This window comes from Paenibacillus sp. GQ49, assembly GCF_059759055.1.
The window spans coordinates 17,761-36,916 of the sequence record NZ_JCAXEL010000027.1 but is presented as its reverse complement, the minus strand read 5'-3'; the positions used below and the strand labels follow the sequence as shown (position 1 = coordinate 36,916).

General features: G+C 45.4%; 15 protein-coding genes. 8 read left to right on the top strand and 7 right to left on the bottom strand.

Annotated features, from left to right (window positions below):
• Positions 1 to 126 precede the first annotated feature (126 nt).
• Positions 127 to 1,692 (top strand): glycoside hydrolase family 30 protein, encoded by a 1,566-nt coding sequence (locus AC6CIF_RS29170; protein ID WP_498202495.1) that lies wholly within the window; start codon positions 127 to 129, stop codon positions 1,690 to 1,692.
• 154 nt (positions 1,693 to 1,846) lie between these two features.
• Entirely contained in the window at positions 1,847 to 2,287 is a 441-nt protein-coding gene (locus tag AC6CIF_RS29165; RefSeq protein ID WP_498202520.1) for an acetyltransferase, read from the top strand.
• Positions 2,288 to 2,403: 116 nt separating this feature from the next.
• On the opposite strand, the gene AC6CIF_RS29160 is transcribed toward AC6CIF_RS29165, so the two are convergent.
• Positions 2,404 to 3,192, bottom strand: a complete 789-nt coding sequence (locus AC6CIF_RS29160) for a formate/nitrite transporter family protein (RefSeq protein ID WP_433750862.1) — start codon at positions 3,190 to 3,192, stop codon at positions 2,404 to 2,406.
• 386 nt (positions 3,193 to 3,578) lie between these two features.
• On the opposite strand from AC6CIF_RS29160, the gene AC6CIF_RS29155 reads away from it, so the two are divergent.
• On the top strand, positions 3,579 to 5,987 hold the full coding sequence (locus AC6CIF_RS29155; RefSeq protein WP_498202494.1) for an S-layer homology domain-containing protein: 2,409 nt from the start codon (positions 3,579 to 3,581) through the stop codon (positions 5,985 to 5,987).
• A gap of 36 nt (positions 5,988 to 6,023) precedes the next feature.
• Positions 6,024 to 10,373: an S-layer homology domain-containing protein gene (locus AC6CIF_RS29150; protein ID WP_498202493.1), complete on the top strand. Its 4,350-nt coding sequence runs from the start codon at positions 6,024 to 6,026 to the stop codon at positions 10,371 to 10,373.
• Between the two features lie 99 nt (positions 10,374 to 10,472).
• Here the strand turns inward: AC6CIF_RS29150 and AC6CIF_RS29145 are convergent, their stop codons facing one another.
• From AC6CIF_RS29145 to AC6CIF_RS29130, 4 genes are all read right to left on the bottom strand, one after another.
• Positions 10,473 to 10,856: a hypothetical protein gene (locus tag AC6CIF_RS29145; RefSeq protein WP_498202492.1), complete on the bottom strand. Its 384-nt coding sequence runs from the start codon at positions 10,854 to 10,856 to the stop codon at positions 10,473 to 10,475.
• On the bottom strand, positions 10,853 to 11,371 hold the full coding sequence (locus AC6CIF_RS29140) for a HEAT repeat domain-containing protein (RefSeq protein WP_498202491.1): 519 nt from the start codon (positions 11,369 to 11,371) through the stop codon (positions 10,853 to 10,855). The genes AC6CIF_RS29145 and AC6CIF_RS29140 overlap by 4 nt, the downstream gene beginning before the upstream one ends.
• Before the next feature lie 36 nt (positions 11,372 to 11,407).
• Positions 11,408 to 11,626: a bacteriocin immunity protein gene (locus AC6CIF_RS29135; RefSeq protein ID WP_498202490.1), complete on the bottom strand. Its 219-nt coding sequence runs from the start codon at positions 11,624 to 11,626 to the stop codon at positions 11,408 to 11,410.
• A gap of 394 nt (positions 11,627 to 12,020) precedes the next feature.
• A complete protein-coding gene (locus tag AC6CIF_RS29130; RefSeq protein ID WP_498202489.1) occupies positions 12,021 to 13,010 on the bottom strand; it encodes a quinone oxidoreductase family protein in 990 nt (329 codons plus the stop codon).
• A 181-nt stretch (positions 13,011 to 13,191) separates the two neighbouring features.
• Here AC6CIF_RS29130 and AC6CIF_RS29125 point away from each other — a divergent pair, with 181 nt between their 5' ends.
• The 4 genes from AC6CIF_RS29125 to AC6CIF_RS29110 all read left to right on the top strand — a co-directional run bounded on the left by AC6CIF_RS29125 (position 13,192) and on the right by AC6CIF_RS29110 (position 16,710).
• Positions 13,192 to 14,052 (top strand): LysR family transcriptional regulator, encoded by an 861-nt coding sequence (locus tag AC6CIF_RS29125; protein ID WP_498202488.1) that lies wholly within the window; start codon positions 13,192 to 13,194, stop codon positions 14,050 to 14,052.
• Between the two features lie 53 nt (positions 14,053 to 14,105).
• Entirely contained in the window at positions 14,106 to 15,206 is a 1,101-nt protein-coding gene (locus tag AC6CIF_RS29120) for a threonine aldolase family protein (RefSeq protein ID WP_498202487.1), read from the top strand.
• A 123-nt stretch (positions 15,207 to 15,329) separates the two neighbouring features.
• A complete protein-coding gene (locus AC6CIF_RS29115) occupies positions 15,330 to 15,791 on the top strand; it encodes an SMI1/KNR4 family protein (RefSeq protein ID WP_498202519.1) in 462 nt (153 codons plus the stop codon).
• Positions 15,792 to 15,822: 31 nt separating this feature from the next.
• Positions 15,823 to 16,710, top strand: coding sequence for a LysR family transcriptional regulator (locus AC6CIF_RS29110; protein WP_076213579.1), 888 nt, complete (start codon positions 15,823 to 15,825; stop codon positions 16,708 to 16,710).
• 200 nt (positions 16,711 to 16,910) lie between these two features.
• Here the strand turns inward: AC6CIF_RS29110 and AC6CIF_RS29105 are convergent, their stop codons facing one another.
• A complete protein-coding gene (locus AC6CIF_RS29105; protein WP_498202486.1) occupies positions 16,911 to 17,900 on the bottom strand; it encodes an aldo/keto reductase family protein in 990 nt (329 codons plus the stop codon).
• 105 nt (positions 17,901 to 18,005) lie between these two features.
• Positions 18,006 to 19,040: a PocR ligand-binding domain-containing protein gene (locus tag AC6CIF_RS29100; protein WP_315938113.1), complete on the bottom strand. Its 1,035-nt coding sequence runs from the start codon at positions 19,038 to 19,040 to the stop codon at positions 18,006 to 18,008.
• Positions 19,041 to 19,156: the final 116 nt, after the last annotated feature.

Genomic DNA, 19,156 nt, shown 5'->3' with positions numbered 1-19,156 from the left:
GAAGGTTGTTCTCCTAGTGAAGTTATTTGCGTCAAATGCAGTTGGTTCTACTTTATATAGATTAGGAAATTGAGTCGTGGCCTAGTGGCCGCGGCTTTTTCCACAATGAAAGGAGAGTGAAGCGTGATGAACATAGGCTGGCGAGAGCATCCCAAACGATGGATGATCCTGTTAATCGCTGTTTGTTGTATTGGTATAGGAATCTGGCTTATCCTCAGCCGAAGTGAACAACCCGCTCCGCCACCGGTTGTGGATAAGCAGAGAACGGCCGAAGTCTGGTTAACCACGGGAGATCAGCAAAATCTGCTTACGCCACAGAAGCCCATTCCAATTACCGATCACCATGATGCAGACATAAGTTCTTCAGTTTCTTCAACGCAGGAGTCAGACACGTCTTCGTCGGCGTTCACCATACAGATTGATTCGGACAAGACGTATCAGACCATGGATGGATTTGGCGCAGCGATGACGGGTTCGTCGGCACATCTGATTAATCAGCTTTCAGAGGAGCAGCAAGAACAACTACTCAAGGAGATGTTCTCGACGGAAGGACTGAACATGGATATGGTGCGTCATACGATTGGTGCCTCCGATTATTCGGTAGATGAATCAGGTGTGGCTTCAAGTTATACCTATGATGATATCGAGTCCGGCATGGACTATGACATGGAGCAATTTTCGATCGAAAAGGATCAGGAAGTTGTGAATATACTGGAGCGTGTAGCTGGTTTGAAACCGGATCTTAACGTACTGGGCACACCGTGGACGGCCCCGGCCTGGATGAAGTATGGGGAGAAGACCACGAACGGTTGGTATCTGGATTACAACGATCCCCAGGTGTATGAAGCGTACGCGAGATATTTTGTGAAATATATCAAAGCGTATCAGGCAAAGGGCATTCCCATCTACGGGATCACGTTGCAAAATGAACCGGAGTTCACCTCGGACAAATATCCGAGTATGAGTATGGGTGCCGATGAACAAGCGATGTTCATACGGGATTATCTAGGCCCTGCGCTACAGGACGTGGGACTGGATACGCGAATCATCGTGTATGATCATAATTGGGATCAGGCGGTCGAATATACCAGCAACGTGCTTGGTGATGAACAGGCTGCTACCTATATCGATGGATCTGCTTTTCACTGTTATGCAGGTGATCCATCGGCCATGTCGGAAGTGCATGAGCGCTTCCCGGACAAAAATATCTATTTTACCGAATGTAGTGGTGGGGAGTGGAGTCCTGATTTTGGCGAGAATCTGAGCTGGCAGATGTCCAATCTCATCATTGGTGCACCTCGCAACTGGGCGAAAAATGTACTGCTCTGGAACATCGCACTTGATCCGCAAGGTGGACCCACGAACGGTGGCTGTGAGAACTGTCGTGGGGTTGTGACGATTGACCCGGAGAATAATGAAATCACTAGAAATGTCGAGTATTATGTGTTAGGCCACATCAGCCGTTATGTACGTCCGGGAGCCGTAAGAGTTGCTTCCACGCAAGAACAGGGCAAGATCGAGAACGTAACCTTCCGCAATTCGGATGGAACGATGGTGCTGGTTGCAGCTAACACGGGTGAGGCAGAAGTTTCCTTTGATGTAGTCATGAGCGGAGATTCGTTTCGATATATACTGCCTCCCCAATCGGCAGCAACCTTCCGTTGGAAGCCAAAAACGGAGGTAGAACGTTGACTCAAGATTGGAAATTATGGATACAGATTGAATGATGGACATGGTAAAATATACGTAGAGTTATTTTAAATTTGAAGTGTTAAACAAGTTCGATCTCAGGATCGGGCTTTTACATAACCTTTTACTTTTACTAGAGAAGGAGCATACGTTGGACATGTTAGTCGCTGCATATCGGGAACAGGATCATGACAAGTTGGTTGGAATCTGGGAGAGTGCTGTGCGGGCAACCCATACGTTTTTGGAAGAGCATCACATTCAGTTCTATAAACAAGTGGTGAGTGATGTGTTGCAACAAAGGCAAGTCGAGGTTTGGGAAGCGCTGAATACGGAGCAACAACCCGTGGGTTTTATTGGTCTGGATGATAACTTTATCGAGATGTTATTTGTAGATCCGAGCCAACACGGACAGGGTCTGGGACGTCTGCTAATAAACCATACCTTCAAAATCAAAGGCCGTCACCTCAAGGTGGATGTTAATGAGCAGAATACTGGAGCAGCCCGATTCTATGAAAAGATGGGATTTGTACAGACAGGTCGTTCCGAATTGGATAGTTCCGGTAATCCGTTTCCGCTATTGCATTTGGAGATCCAATAGAAACACCCCGGCAACCTTCTCCCTGAGATGGAAAGGTTGCCGGGGTGTTTTGCGTTTCTCTTACCGAGTAGCCACGGAATGGACCGGGCCGGAAGGGGATCTTTTTTTGCCAGAGATTAATGCGTCTCTTCATCCAGAAACGGTTTGTTCACCGCGTAATACATAAAGCCCATCAACAGCACACCACCCACCAGATTACCCAAGGTCACTGGCACCAGGTTGTGAAGCACACCATCAAATGAAATTGTCCCCGGGTGGTTCAGCACAAGTGCAATCGCGAACGTACACATATTGGCGATGCTGTGCTCGTATCCCGAGATGAAGAAGCAGAACACAAAGAGCATCATGGCAAACATTTTGGCTCCATTCTCCTTCATGAACATCGGCACAAAGAACGCCATACATACAAGCCAGTTACACAAAATTCCCCGGAAAAAGAGCTGCATCGTCGGAACTTCCATCTTGTGCTCCACCACGCTTAACAGAAAACCATTCACCTGAGACGAGTCGAACAATCCCGTCAGGTAAATTAACAGGGCAAACACAGCTGCGCCCATCAGGTTTCCGCTATAACTTGCAATCCACAGCTTGATCACTTCGAACCAGCGCAGTTTCTTGCGCAGCGCCGCATACGTGTAATAAAACGTATTGCCCGTGAACAGGTCACCCCCGCCATAGGCGATCAGAATGATGGCCGCGCCAAACGTAATTGCTGCCATCGGATAGGTAAACGGGGACTGCTCCATATAAAAGAAGTTACCTGTCTTAAACGCCACGATGACGCCGAATCCGATAAACATACTGGCCAGCATGGAGCGTGCAAGGTACCTGATTAAACTTTGTTTATAAATCTTGTGTTTCTTCAGAGCTAGTTGTTCCACATTGCGTAAAGCTTCTGTTTCCATAATTCTCCTCCAATAGTTAAGTTGAATGATTGCATTAACTTACAAATCTCACCAAGGTCCTTTTATTATAACGATTTTTGAGATAGTAACACGCTTTTTCAGAAAAAGAATATCTTTAACCAGTTTAAGTTTATTTTGGGTGTAAACATATAATATGTGTTCATATTGTTTGCACTTTTTGATCAGTTATTTGCATATTTTTCTCGTTCCAAAATTCCAAAATTTATATAGAACAATGTATCCCCATGTTAAGTGAAATTTGTATGGGTTACATCGATATAATCTTCTTTTATCTGGTTTTTTTACTAGTTGTTTTGTTCAGAAATTGTTCAGAGCATCTTGATAAACTTTGTGCGGAAAATGAAGTTTTATTGGGAGGAACAAATATGAATCAGGATTGGAAAAAGGTGTTGCTGACTTCACTGGTAGTAGGAATGCTATGGGGGACTCAATTTGTCAACGCAGCAGAGCAAACTGGAGAATCAACAGACTCCATATCATCGGTTTTTACAGATCAGAACGATATCCGCTCGACCTCTCTTCAAGCGGTAAAGGAAGCAGTAGAGAAAGGGTTGATCTCAGGTTATCCAGATGGATCATTTCACCCTGACCAGCCTTTGACTCGAAGAGAAATGGCCGTGTTGCTGGCCAAAGCATCACAATTAGAGATTGATAAGACTTCCAACACTGGACTTAAACATTCAGATTGGGCGACTCCTTATATTGAAGCAATTCGTCAAGAGGGATGGATGACTGGAGATGCAAGAGGCAATTTCCGTGCTAACGATCCGATTCGTCGGGAAGAGCTTGCTTCCATTTTGGTAAGAGTGACAGGAACACAAGGAGCAAAAGGAGGACAACAACAGACGCTTGCAGATGAATCCACGGTGAGTGGCTGGGCTAAAGAACAGGTACATACTGCGTTGAAATTGGGGTTATTGGATTCCAATGAGGGGAAATTTGAATCCAGAGCTCTGGTACAACGACAAGATATAGCTAAGGTTCTCGTAGATGTTTTCCAGACGGGTGAACGAACAGCTTCTTTGACTGCATTGGACGGAGACGTTGCCTATATGGATGGACGTCCTTTTGTGATCAGTCAGGAATTGCAAAGGATTTTGAATGATGAGAACAAAGAAGCATTGCAGAACGCAGTAATTACTTATGATGCACGTACACGTAACCTGTCTGCCTTATCAGAAATCCAGATTACCCAAAAAGGCACACTTCAAAATTACGTGACATTGAATTTGGTCGGTACCTCCTATCAAGGTATGGTCACAGTCTCTTCAAATCATGTTGCTCTCAAGGCCGATACCTTGTCCAAGGTTGTATTAAAAACAGGCGTAAGTGCGATAACGATTGATGGAGATATCGATGCGGTAACCGTAGATACGACTGACAAAGTCACTGTTCTTGGAAGTGGGACGTGGAAGGAAGTTGTGTTGAAAGACGTGAAATCCATTATTCAATTACCGGCAAGTGTGAAAACGAATACAGTTATTCTTCCAAAGGGCGGCGTAGCCTCACAGATCATTCGCAGTGCACCGCCACTGACCACACAATCCAGCAATACTGGGGCAAGCAACTCCAATTCTGGCTCGGGATCTTCAACACCAGCTCCTACACCGACTCCTACGCCGACACCAACTCCAGAACCTGAGCCGCCGGTTATTGTACCTCCGTCTCCCGAGAATCAACCGCCTGTTGTTCAGTCTAGCATTTCTGACATGATGGTATATCTCGGAGAGGGCATGCAAGAGATTGATCTCAGTGCTGTATTTACTGATGCGGATGCGGATGAGCTGAGCTATGAGATTACGGAGATCGATTCTAACATCGCTACAGCGGATATTCAGGGTTCAAAATTAAAAATTATGGCAACTGCTACAGGCCAAACAACAGTTACGGTGAAAGCTGCAGATGGAAAAGGAGGAAGTGTATCGGCTTCATTCATTTATGTGGTCAAACCGGTCTTAATTCCACCACCTTTACCGCCAATTCCGCCATTTCCACCAATCATCATTCCACAACCACCAATCAACCATGCTCCTGAAGTGGTAAAAACACTGCCAACTGTTGGAGTTGAATTGGGTACCGTGAGTAAGACGGTTGATTTGGCTGGTGTGTTCACAGATATGGATGGCGACATTCTAACGTATACAGCACAATCTTCTGATCCAGCTGTGGTAGAAGTGAGTGTCCAAGGAGATATATTGACTTTAGACCTCAAGAACGTTGTTGGTTCCGCAACTGTTACCGTTAAGGCTACTGATCCTGCTGGTAAAGATGTTGAGACGACATTTACGGTTAAGGTGGAGGACCCGGATGCAGGAAAGGGCCTGTTTATTTCCGAGGTGGTCTGGGGAGAAGGCACTACTCAGGCGATCGAACTGTATAATCCAACGTCCAAGCCAATTGAACTTAGTCAATTTGAGATTAAACGTAGTGATATAGACGATCCGATTACGTTTGCTTCCGGAACAACCATTGCACCTTATAAAACATTGGTCATTGCCGATGACTCTACGGATTTCCCGATCAATGAGGACGAAATCTACTATGTGTCCTTTAATTTTGATATTGATCAACCCCATGACATCACTTTGATACTCTATCAGATTAGCGATGGAGAACCTATGGATACAGCCATCTTGAAGCCTGCGCAATCTTTAACAAGAACGTCAGGTAATGTTCATGGTGATGCAAATTATGACGGGGCACGGTGGATCCAACAAGGAGAGAACTACTACAACGGTCTGGGTAATTACACATCCTCACCTTCCATTCCTTAATTTTTGAAATATCTCACATCATGAAGGAGAACCTCTATGCCAAAAATAAGAAGGACTGTGCAGCTCGCTTTGATTGCGTTGCTTCTTTCCAACACTGACACTGTGCCTGTATCTGCACAACATGATAAGTCGGAGGCACAGACTATGTCTGTGTCTGACATATCCTCAGATGATAATAAGAATAGCAAATTAAACGAAGTTATGAATAGGGCCGTAACCATGGGGTTCATCAAAGGGGATCCAGATGGGAATGTTCGTGCAGCTGACCCAATCACCCGTCAGGAACTGGCAGTTGTTCTTGCTCAAGCTCTGGGTCTCACACAGGACAAGTCAGTCTCAGCATCTTTTACGGATGTGAAATCTACTAGCTGGTCAGCACCTTCGATTCAGGCGGTCAAGAAGGCGGGGATTTTGCAAGGAGATGCAACAGGGAGTTTCCGTCCACAGGCCCAGATCACTGGACAGGAACTGGTAACAGTTCTGGTAAGAGCCACGGCTTTGGCTAAACAAGAAGTTCAGGGAGATCCTCTTCCTTCAGATTGGAAAGGAGCGAGTACGTGGGCTGCTCCATATATTCGAACTGCTGAGAAGGCTGAACTTCTAAGCGAATATCAGGGAGAGAATAAAGTTAAACAAGGACTTGTTCGTGGCGAAGCCATAGGCATGTTGTTGTCGGCCCTATTCCCGGAAAATCGCTTGTCTGTCATTCAGTCCATCGAAGGAAAGCAGATTCAGATCAACGGTGTTATCTATCAGATCTCTGAACAAGTGGCAGGTCTTCTGAATAATCGCAATAAGGCTGTACTGGCTCAGGCTGGAATACGGTTTAAGAGTCAAAATCACACGCTCAACGAAATTAACGGGTTGGAAATTAGAACGGGAGGTCAGGATGCAGCCCCAGGAAAAGCTGAATTTAGCGGCAATCTGCTATTGGATGGCGGAGACACTGTAATTCAGGGGGATCTAACCACGAAAGCAGACTTTGTTTCAGTGCAAGGACTTACAGTCAAGGGCAAACTGACGATTGCCCCCGAGGTGAAACATGATTTTTATGCCAAAAATATCAATGTGGCACAGTCTGTCTTCGTTTATGGCGGCGATAATAATACGGTTGTATTTGAAAATTCCATTCTCAATACTGTGGGTGTAAATAAAAGCGATGTACATGTGGCACTAACAGGGAATACCCGTACTCAAGAAGTTAACGTTAGATCAGACAGTATGCTTGATATCGAGAAAACGGCTAATCTCCCGTTATTAAATATTCTCGAAGGTGCAAGCAAAGTGGAGCTACAAGGAGCCATTGAGACGGTCCATGTGAATTCATCCAAGTCTCTGCAACTCAACGGTAACATTACTTTACAGCAACTCCATGTGGATGGGACAGGCGCTGTCAACATTAATGCAGCAGGCTCCGTTCAGCAGCTTCAAGTGAATAACCCTTCCGCGCAGGTTAATGTGGCGGGCAATGTGAAAGTTTCGGAGATTTCTTTGGCTGCTGGAGTCTCGTCTTCAGTTGTAAGTGGAAATACAGGAACATCATCTCCAAATCCGGTATCTCCTTCGTTAGGGGGAGTAAGTGGGGGGAGTGGAGGCGGAACATCTCCTGTTGTTGCCAATCGTGCTCCTGAATTACTCAAACCATTCGAAAGTCGCAAGTTTACGCAGAATGGACAAGGAGCAACGTTAAACCTAAACAATTATGTGACTGATCCGGACGGTGACTTGGTAACTTATACGATCAGTTCATCCAAACCTGCCGTTGCAAAGGTTATCCTGAATGGATCGCAATTGGATGTTGTTCCCTTGGAGGATGGCACGACTACCATAACAGTAACTTCAAATGACGGTCGTGGTAAAAGGCTGAGATCCACATTCGAAGTCTACGTGAATAGACCTCCTCTTGCATCACCAATTCCTGATCAGGAATTGATAGCTGAGTCAGGTAGCAAGGATGTGGATCTCATGGTCTATGTTATGGATGATGTGAAGTATGAATCGGAGTTGCTATACAGTGTAACAAACAGTGCCCCGGAAATCGTGGACACTGAAATCGTGAAATCGAACTATGCTGAATCTGTGTTGAGGTTAACGCCTAAAAAGGCAGGGGAAGTTATTCTTAAAATTAAGGTGGATGATGGGCAAATTGCAGATGATGGCAGTACGGGAATTACTGAACTCGACATGAAAGTTGTTGTGTTGCCACCACTCAATCGTGCGCCTGTGGGGGAAGCTCCATCGAAAATAGAGGTATACCTGGGGGATGATATCCCTGTAGTGAAATTGAACGCTATATATACTGATCCAGACGGTGATTCTTTGACGTATACGGCGACTTCATCCAATCCAGACGGGGTAACAGTAGAGGAGAATGATGGTGAACTGAAGTTAACATCACTGCAAAATGGGACGTATACGATATCTTACACAGTGAATGACGGTAACGGAGGAATCACTGAAGATTCCTTTGACATCGATATACTATTAGTGCCAAATCATAATCCGGTAGGAAACTCACCAGGATGGGTTGAAGCATATCTGGGTTTCCTGACAGATCCTATCCCCTCGGTGAACTTAAATGATTATTATTCAGATCCGGATGGTGACCCGCTCACATTCAGTGCATACTCCTCTAATCCTCACTTAATTGTTAAGGAGGAAGCGGGTGTACTGAGCTTTACCGCTCTAGAATTTGGAGAATATCTCATTTATTATTCAGTTGAGGATGGAAAAGGTGGTTTCATTTCAACCGCATTTCAGATAAGGGTCAATCCTAAGCCTAATGCCGCTCCGGTGCTTACTCAGAATCTGCCTGCTCAAACGCTGTTTGTAGGCAAGGAAGATTCAGTCATTGATCTCTCAAAATATTTTAATGATCCCGATGGAGATGCATTGGAGTTTCATACACCACTTGATTTCAATAATCTCCTGATCGCAGCGATGGATATTCAAGAAAACAGGCTGATTATTCATCCAAAACAGGTTGGTAAATTTCAAGCTAACATCAAAGCAAAAGATATGTATGGAAAAGAAGCGTCAACCTATATTGACATTGAAGTTCTTGAATCTGGGAATATCAGTTCAATTCCGGATCAAACGGTAACATGGCCTTGGTCAACTCTGAATCTTGACCTGACATCGTACTTGATGAATTTTGATACAGCTACGTTAACAGTGGATGCTTCCTCAGCAGATCCCAATATAGCGACAGTCTCTGCCAATGATTCACAGATAGCTGTTGCTCCAGTTGCTGAAGGAAATACGACAGTGACTTTAACGGTATATGACCAGAAGGGGCGTACTGAACAAGCGTCCTTTGGCGTAACTATACAAGGCGAGCTTGCTGGCCCTAACTTGGCCCCTGAGGTAGTAAGTACCATTTACGAACAAGTATTGACACCTAATGTAACGAATGAGCGCATGTATGATCTGAGTCAACTATTCAGTGACCCCGATGGAGATGTGTTGCAATTCACGATAAGCAATAGCTCAAACGAAGCAGTGAATGCAAGCATTAATGGTAACCAGATCATACTAAAACCGGGAACAGGGAATGTAGTCGCTCCTCTAACCATAACAGCAAAGGATGGAAAAGGTGGACAGGTAGATTACACCTTCAACGTTCGTACTGCTTCTCTGGTTAACGGTGGGGTCATGCAGATCAATACGAAGTCCGGTGTCATAGATCCTCTGACCCTTACAGCGTCCAATTGGTTCCCTGGACAGACGAGTTTTAAAGTATATAGTGGTACGCCAGATTCGACGTTTACAGGGCCGGATACGATTAATTCTTCCCAGATCCCTTTGAGTGTATCTCCATTATTATTCTGGATCATAGGGAATGACGGTAGGGCCGTTGTTGTTCAGGTAAACTCGAAAAATCAGGGCGCGTCAGAGTTGTCTTTTTCTCAGTATGCTGATGCAGGGGACGGACGCAGTGTAGTTCAACTTTATTACACAGGTGATGGTGATCCCTCACATAAAGCAAGCGGGTATCAGTTGGAAGTTCATCAGTGGATGAAAAAGACATCCACAATGAAAGTGACAACCAAAAACATACTTGATGTTACGCCAGGGTTACCTTATTTAAACATCAATTATACTTTTTACGACTTTTTCGATATAACTACAGCCCAGTATTACAATGATGAATTGGAATTGTATAACCCGAATGAGTATAATGTCGTTGCTTTGGTTCTCAAAAAGGATGGACGAATTGTAGATGTGTTAGGAGATCCAACTTCACATGATCAATTCATGCCTGCTGGAGGGACGTTTATCCGAAAACGCGGGATATATACGGGTTCACAACAGTTCTCATTAACCGGTGAATGGAATGAGTTCCCTAAAGGAACTTTACAGTACGTGGGTAGACATACACCGTAGAATTGTATTTGCTACAATGACGTTCAGTTTAACAGATGTTACGTCTCAATAACGAAATAAAAATCCTCCATGCTCTGAAAGAGAGTATGGAGGATTTTTTCATTTAACCGGATAGGGATACATGCAGGATCTGAGAATCTCAATGTTCTGTTCTTCCGTTCGTTCACGCGGTGCCAATTCTTCTGCATATGAACGCTCCAACTTGGCGCGCATGAAACGTTCTGCATATTCGTTCGGGCGAGAGTGAAGTTCTTTGGCGTACTCACCAAATGCGCAGACGTCCCGTACCTTTTCTAGCACACTGTTCAGTAGAGGACTGCCTGCATAGAGCAAGGAAGCCGTCTCTTCAGATTCAAACTTGAGGAACAGAATAGCCTTCTGTAGGACGTTGATTTCACCTTGGGTGAGGTAAATGGGTTTCGTAGTATGCTCTCCTGATGCTTCTGATGTTCCCGGTGAAAATGGTTCATGGTCCTGATTCATAAATCATCACTTCCTGATATGGAATGCAGTTCTCGCTTGGCGGAAGCGCCGAAATTCGGATGAGATTGAAGCGATTCCAGCGCAAGGATAGCCCTTGGGATATGTTTGTGAGCAGTAAGAATTGCAAAAGCTGCACCTTGAAGTAAAATGTAGGCATCTCCCTCGAGCACGTCCTGAGCCAACGTAATCTCAGCTTCGGTAGCAGGTAACAAGGCCAGAGTCTGTAAAGCATAATTCTGTACATCCTCATCTTCTTCCGAGTCACGAACGAGTTGCGAGGCAGCATGACGAATCTCATCCAAAAGTGGGGAAGACCCTGCCATGCCTAAAGCTCGCCATGCTTCAATACGGATTAGATCCTCTTCATGTGTATCCATACCGATAGATAGAACTTGCTGAGTAAGATGGCTATCGGTCAGCTCAATCAGATCACGAAGTGCCTGTAGTTTTTCTTCACCCCTGAATTCGTTAAAATCAGGGTGTTCATTGTTTTTATTATGATTTAAATCAGACATGTCAGACATATCCTATCGTTCACCTCCTGAAGAATATTAAGATTGGGGCGGAAGAATGATTGGACGGGCAGCCAAGGCTTCTTCCACAATCTGTTCAGGCGTCAGGTCTCGATCATCCCAGAAAATCAGATTACTGATCTCCGCATGTGGAACCCGCTGCTGTAACTCCGTCAACATGTCATCCAACTCGGCTTCCGTTCCTTCAGAGTCCATCAGTTTGCGAACCAATTCGACCAAATGCAATCGATTGTCCATATCGATACCTCCTGAATGATTCAGAGTGTGAACTAACTAGTCTTTAATGGGCTGATTCAAAGGATCATATATAATGAGCACCGGAAAAAATTTGGGCTCAAGCATCAGACTAATGAGTTGTTCGTCTTGATCAGTATATGAAATGATATAGTTCCCGAAATGAGACTCGTAGTTGAAGTCTTGGAATTGAAAGGAATGTTCGGGATACTTTATCTTCACATATAACGTAGTAACTCCGCGGGCTAAGGTTTCTTTTAACATAGGAATTTGGGCCAAAAGCATAATAGCAACAAGAAAAATTAGTATACGTTTAGCTAGACGGGTCAGATGGATTCACCCCATTATCGTAAATCAATTTTCAACAATTCATGAAGGCCCATCTCCAAAATAGATGTCACTCCATAAGGATAGCCAGATTACCAAATTGCGCGCCTTTTTCCATGCGTTCGAATGCTTTTGCTACGTCTTGCAATGGATATACGCCATCAATTACAGGATGTATATCATGTTGCTCCACCCATTGCAGCATCTGGATAAACTCCTCACGGCTGCCCATAGAGGTGCCGATCAGACTGATCTGCGGGAAGAAGATAGAGCGAATCGGTAGGGTCAGATCATCCCCCGAGCTTGCACCATACATCACGATACGTCCACCTGGTCTGATTATATCAAAATATTTTGGGAACATGGCTTGTCCGATGCTATCCAAGATGATGTCCACAGGTTCCATATCGTTCTGCATACGCCAATCGGTATGACTATCCAGTGCCTGGGCAGCGCCCAAACGCAGAGCTTCATTTCTTTTGGCTTCACTTCTGGAGGTGACGGTCACCTTGGCACCAGCCGCCACTGCCATGAGGAGGGCATAGGTCGCTACACCACCGCCAATACCGGGAATGAGCACATGTTCACCTTGCTTCATTACGCCGCGAGTAAATAAGGCGCGATAGGCCGTCAGGGCTGAAAGGGACAGCACGCCTGCTTCCTCCCAGGATAGGTGGGTTGGCTTAGGCAGGGCATTTGCAGCAGGCAACGTTATATATTGTGCGAGCGTTCCATCCGTAGGGCCACCAACAATATCAGGTACGGTCGGCACTTCAGATGCATGTTCCCAACCGAGCGTAGGATGGATAATGACTTCATCTCCTATTGCGAACCCTCTTACGCTTTCGCCAATCGCTACGATAATCCCTGCTCCATCGGAACCGGGAATGAGCGGGGTGTCCTGGGTTCCGCGTCCTGCCATGATGAATAGATCCCGATGGTTGATACCAGCGGATTTTAATTGAATCTGCACTTCCCCGGCTTCTGGTGCCCGAGAGATTGACTCTGTATATTGAAGACCTGCAAGGCCACTCTGGCCCGAATGGATAATAGCTTTCATGTTCAATATTCCTCCTGTCTGTGTAGCCAGATTTCACTACTGAGCCTCATTGTACAGACGGAGCAGATTCACGTAAAATGAACAAAAATGATTGTCAGTATCATTGAAAATAATAGATAAGCACTTTGCATGAATCGGATGATGCAGAATGCCGATATAACGACGGGCAGGTGATCAGGATATGGATGCAGGTGATTTGAAAATATTTCAGGCGGTTGCCCGCGAAGGTAGTATCAGTAAAGCTGCGCTCTCACTTAATTATGTGCAGTCCAATGTAACAGCACGGATTAAACAGTTGGAGACCCAACTGCAAGTACCGCTATTTCATCGTTCCAATCGGGGGATGTCGCTTACACCAGCGGGCGAGAACCTGCTTGGGTATACGGATAGAATATTGGAATTATTATATGAAGCAGAGCAGGCCACACAAGTGGGTAACCCACCAGCTGGCATGCTTCGTCTGGGTGCCATAGAGACAGCAGCTTCTACTTTTCTGACGCCGCTCTTGGCTGAATATACTTCATGTTACCCGGAAGTACAGCATTCGCTTGTCACGGGTGGGACCCATGAACTGAACCAGAAGGTCATCCAACATGAATTGCATGGAGCCTTAATATATGGCCCAATTGATCATCCTGAGCTGAATTATATGAAGATGTATGACGAGGAATTGGTGTTGATCGCTGAACCTGGAGTACATGAGATGTACACGTTATTGTCCAGGCCGATGTTGTTTTTTGAGATTGGATGCACTCATCGAACTCAGGCGGAATCCTTTTTGAACGATCAGGGTATCCACACGCTTAACATCATGGAATATGGAACACTGGACACGATTCTGAATGGTGTATCTGCCGGGCTCGGCGTATCATTGCTGCCACGTTCTTCGGTTACCAAAGCAGAATTAAGAGGTGAGATCGCGGTGATGTCTTTGCCTGATCCCTATTGTCGGTTGGAAGTAGGATTTGTGTATTCCCGTGGTGAACATATATCTAGTGCACTCAGCGCTTTGGTTGAGATTATTACAGAACCAGACCTATAAGAGGTTGTTCAAAAGTCCGTTTATGAACATGCACTATAAAGGAGTGAGTGATCTTGAAAGAAACTGTGTTAACGTTGGCTGATGCCTTTAATCAGGCAGACATTATTGTAGGTGGTCATGGCAGTCGCCAAGTGAAGGTACTTCAGAACGTACTGGACCAGATCGATGGGGAGTTGTTCAGTGACCACTACGGGAACGGCCCACTCATTGAAGAATTTCAGCAACAGATGGCTGACGTTCTTGGCAAGGAATCGGCGGTATTTTTTCCAAGTGGAACAATGGCGCAGCAGATAGCATTACGGATCTGGTGTGACCGCAAAGATGTAAAACGAGTAGCTTATCACCCTCTGTGTCATCTGGAAATCCATGAGGAAGACGGACTGAAAGAGTTGCATCAGATTGAATCAATTTTACTTGCGGACAAGGATCGTTTGATTCGTTTGGAAGATGTACAAGCGCTTGATCAGGACATTGCCTGTCTGCTGTTGGAACTTCCGCAACGCGAGATTGGTGGGCAATTACCGGCGTATGAAGAACTGGAAGCGATCTCGGCCTATTGTCGTGAACGCGGGATTAAGCTGCATCTGGACGGGGCACGCCTGTTTGAGATTACTCCCTATTATCAGAAAACGCCTGCGGAGATTTGCAGTTTGTTTGATACGGTGTATGTGTCCTTTTATAAAGGCATTGGAGGTATTGCGGGGGCTATATTGGCGGGAGATCCCGATGTGATGCAGGAATCGAAAGTATGGAAACGTCGGCACGGGGGCGATCTGATCGGTCTGTATCCGTACATTCTCAGTTCTCAGTATTATTACAATGAGCGGATTGGCAAAATGGAACTGTATTACGAGCAGGCTCAAGAACTCGCCTCCCTACTGAATGCGTGTCACGGGATACAAACGTTGCCCGAGGTACCTGTATCCAATATGTTCCATGTGCACTTTGCGCTGGCTGCTGCCGAAGTTGAACTAATTCTTGTGCAAATGGCTCAGCAGTATGGCATAGGAATGACTTCATATCTGAACAAAACAAGTGGGAACAGCTGTGCCTTTGAATTGTCTACGGGTGATCGTTATGAGAAAGTTCCTCAGGACAAGCTGCGTGCAGCACTGGAATGGCTGGATCAAGAGTTGCGTAAACAGGTGAGATAAAAAGTTGATTTTAATGCTCGACTCTTGTTTGGGTAAGGTGTTGCGCTTCAAGGAGAACTATTGAATTCACAACGGCTGATCAGTGGAGAAAGATACCTAAAAGGGGGAGTTCAAGTGAAGTCGATGGAATTAGAACCGATTCGTGATCTTTTGGTAAAAGCCTACGATACAACAATGGGAGATGGGTGTACTCCTGAAACGCAACAGAGCATTGAGGATTTTGAGCAAAAGTATAATGTAAAACTGCCCGCAGCGTATCGCGCACTTTTGCTTGAATTCGGTGCATGTAATTTTGGCGATCCTGCCTTGTATTCGGTGAAAGAACTGAACTGGGCTTATCCGGATTTTCTGGAAGCTTACCGTGAAGTTGAGAAAGAATACGAGCTGCCAGCTGACCTCCAGCCTTTCCTGATTGGTGGATTTGGTGAAGGAAGTACGGCTATACTGGATCAAAGTTCAGGCAAGATAATGATGTTGATTCACGATGCAGGGGAAACTCCTCTGCGGGAGATTGCTGTGGATTTTAATGAATTGATGACAATGCTGGCTGAGTCGGCAATCTGGGTTCAGGAACAAATGAATTAACAAGGTAGACGGAAGGATGCGCAATCGGCTTATGGATATTCGAAAGTTAAGATACTTTATCACGGTGGCAGAAGAACTTCATTTCCACCGTGCAGCGGAAAAATTAAATATGACGCAACCACCGCTGAGCCAGCAGATTCAGAATTTAGAGGATGAGCTTGGCGTGAAGTTGTTGGAGCGCACCAGAAAAATGGTTCGTCTCACCCCGGCAGGTGCCGTATTTCTGGAACAGGCCAGACTGATCATGGCCCAACTCGAACGATCCATTCAGCTTACGCAAAAGGCAGATCAGGGCATCATCGGGCATATAACCATAGCCTTTGTGGATTCGGCTTCGGGGAGCATTATGGTGGATGTCCTTAGGAAATTTCGCGCTGCGTATCCGCAGATTGAATTGACGCTGCGTGAGATGACTTCGTCCCAACAATTGCAGGCTCTGGAAGACGGACAGATCCATATTGGATTTTTGCGATATCAGGAAGATACTCGTCATGTCTCGTTCCGCCCCTGTCAGATGGAAACGTTGATTGCCGTATTGCCAGATCATCACCCGTTGGCTTCTCAGACTCAAGTTTCAATTCGAGAACTGGCGGATGAAGATTTTATTTTATTCCCACGGCATCTGGGTTCTCCGTTCCATCGTCTCGTTCTGGATTATTGCAGGGAGCATGGCGTAGATCCTCGAATTACGCAGGAAGCGATCCAGATGTATACGATTGTGAATCTCGTTGCGGCGGGCATGGGCATTTCCATTGTTCCGTCATCGGTGGATGTGTTCCAGCGAAAGGGTGTAGTCTTTCTTCCATTACAAGAAAATCCGCCCTCCGTACCGTTGTACACGGCATGGCGGACGGATATGAATCAGGAAGTGGTATCACGTTTTATGAACTTTGTTGATGGGGAATATGAGTTGCGCTAAAGGTTATTTACACTTACACTGCGATGACAGAACAACCTTCCAATCGCTGTTATCCCCAGATTTTTTTCGATCCCTTTTCTCAAGGGGAAAATCTGGTGATAAAGGCGAACGCTCCGCTTTTTCAGGTTTTTTCTGTCCTCTCCGTTCTCGTGTAAATGATTAGTACAACTTAGTTATGTTGTGAGTAGTAAAAAAAGAAACTATCCCGTCTTGGCTGGATCACGCTCAATCCATGGATTCAATATTTCATCAATACGAGTCATGATCGCAGGGTCCAGTTTCACACCAGAAGCTTTCACATTCTCCAATACCTGCTCCGGCCGGGATGCGCCGATAATGACGGAACTGACATACGAATGTTGTAGAACCCAAGCCACAGCGAGTTGAGGAAGAGTTAGACCAATCTCTTTAGCGAGTGGAACAAGCTGTTGCACAGCGGTAAGAACATCTTCACGTAACCACTGTCCAGCCAGTTTATTGAAAAAGGGTGCTCCTGCCTCAGCAGCTGCGCGTGATCCGGTGGGCAATGCTGCGTTAGGCGCATATTTTCCTGATAGTATACCCTGAGCAAGAGGAGACCATGTGATCTGTCCCAGTCCTGCTTGATCGCTTGCAGGTACGACTTCTTGCTCAATCACACGCCACAACATCGAATATTGGGGCTGACTTGCAATGAAGGGTATATGAAGTTCCTTCGCCAAAGCGGCTGCTCGTGCAATCTGATCCGCGTTCCATTCACTTACGCCAATGTAATGAACTTTGCCCTGACGCACCAGATCGGAGAATGCCAGAAACGTCTCTTCCAGCGGAGTATTGTAGTCATAACGGTGAGCGTAATAGACATCGATATAATCCGTCTGTAAACGTTGTAATGAACCATTGCAGGCTTCCATGATGTGTTTACGTGAAAGTCCGCGGTCATTATGACCTGTGCCGGTTGGGTGACAGACTTTGGTGCACAGTTCAATACTTTCTCTTCTTACATCCTTAAGAGCCTGTCCCAGTACGGTTTCTGCCTTGGTATTGGAGTACACGTCTGCGGTATCAAATGTAGTAATGCCTGCCTCCAATGCAGCCTGAACACAAGCTTCTGCTATACCATCCTCGACTTGCGCTCCATGCGTAATCCAGTTGCCGAGTGAAATCTCACTGACGGTTAATCCACTGTTTCCTAATTTGCGATATTCCATTCATGTCGCCTCCCTAAGTCATCTGGACTCCATTGTAGCAATGGTAGATTAATAGGTGAAATATCTTTTAACCTCATCTTTGATACGAAAAAAGTATCAGTGGACCTACATTTTCTCCTGGATGTATTTGCGATAGAGGGCAGGCGTAATCTCCTCAAACTTTTTGAATATTTTGATAAAATATCCCGATTCATTAAATCCCAACTCATCACTGATCTGTGAGACAGGCATGTCGGTAACCTCAAGCAATTGCTTGGCCCACTTTATCTTGAGTTTTGCCAAGTAGGTTGTGAAGTTCTCACCCGTTTCCTTGGCAAACAGTCTGCTGAAATAACTCGGACTTAGGTGGCACAGATCGGCCATTTGTTTGAGCGAAACCTGCTCACTCTTGTGACTGTGAATGTATTCAAAAGCAGGCTGAAGCACCGGGCTGGAGCTTTCCGTGTCACTTGGGCTGTTCTTCAGATAAGCATCCGCTATCGCATTGGTCATCTCTTTTTTGATCGACTCGATATTACGAATGGAGTAACCCGGCAGAATGGTGGAGAGGTTTAGAGTCTCTTGATTGCCTGAAGCTTTCTCGAACATTTCCACTAACAGATTTTTGTTGAGCGCTTCTTCTACAATGTAGTTGCAGAGCAGGGATAACATGTTGGAGATTTTCACAATCTCTTCATAGGTCATCACAGGCAGTTGGGCGTAATCATCCTTTAATTCCTCCAGTTTGGCTGCATGCATGGGTACGTTTTTGGACGTGACAATTTGCTCCAAGTCGCTACCCTTTTCCGGATCGGCGAGTTTCACTTGTCCTGCCATGACGGCGCCGATATATTTGCCATCAATCGTGATTGGAATCGCGATATCAATAATATTGAAATGGCATAAATATACATAAGGTTCATTCAACCGGACCGCTTCCAGACCACCGCGTGAATCACATTTTTGGCAGTAGGGGAGCAGCTCGGGGTCTTTACGTACATTCTGGCAGAAAGCCTGACAGCTGCTGTGACTGGTTACGGGAATGCCTTTATAATCAACGGTGAGGATCGCAAGTTTGGTTACTGTTGCGAGAGAATCTTGTAGACGCTTCCATTTATTAAGGTCGAGAATTTTGTTGATATGCAGATATTCTTTAATCATTGGTGCAACCTCCATAGGCTAACCTGATTCATAATTTAGGCCGTTAAAAGTTAGCAAGTTGTACATATTAAGATGTAATGATGACGGGTAATGTATAATGGGAGGTCAAAATTCAA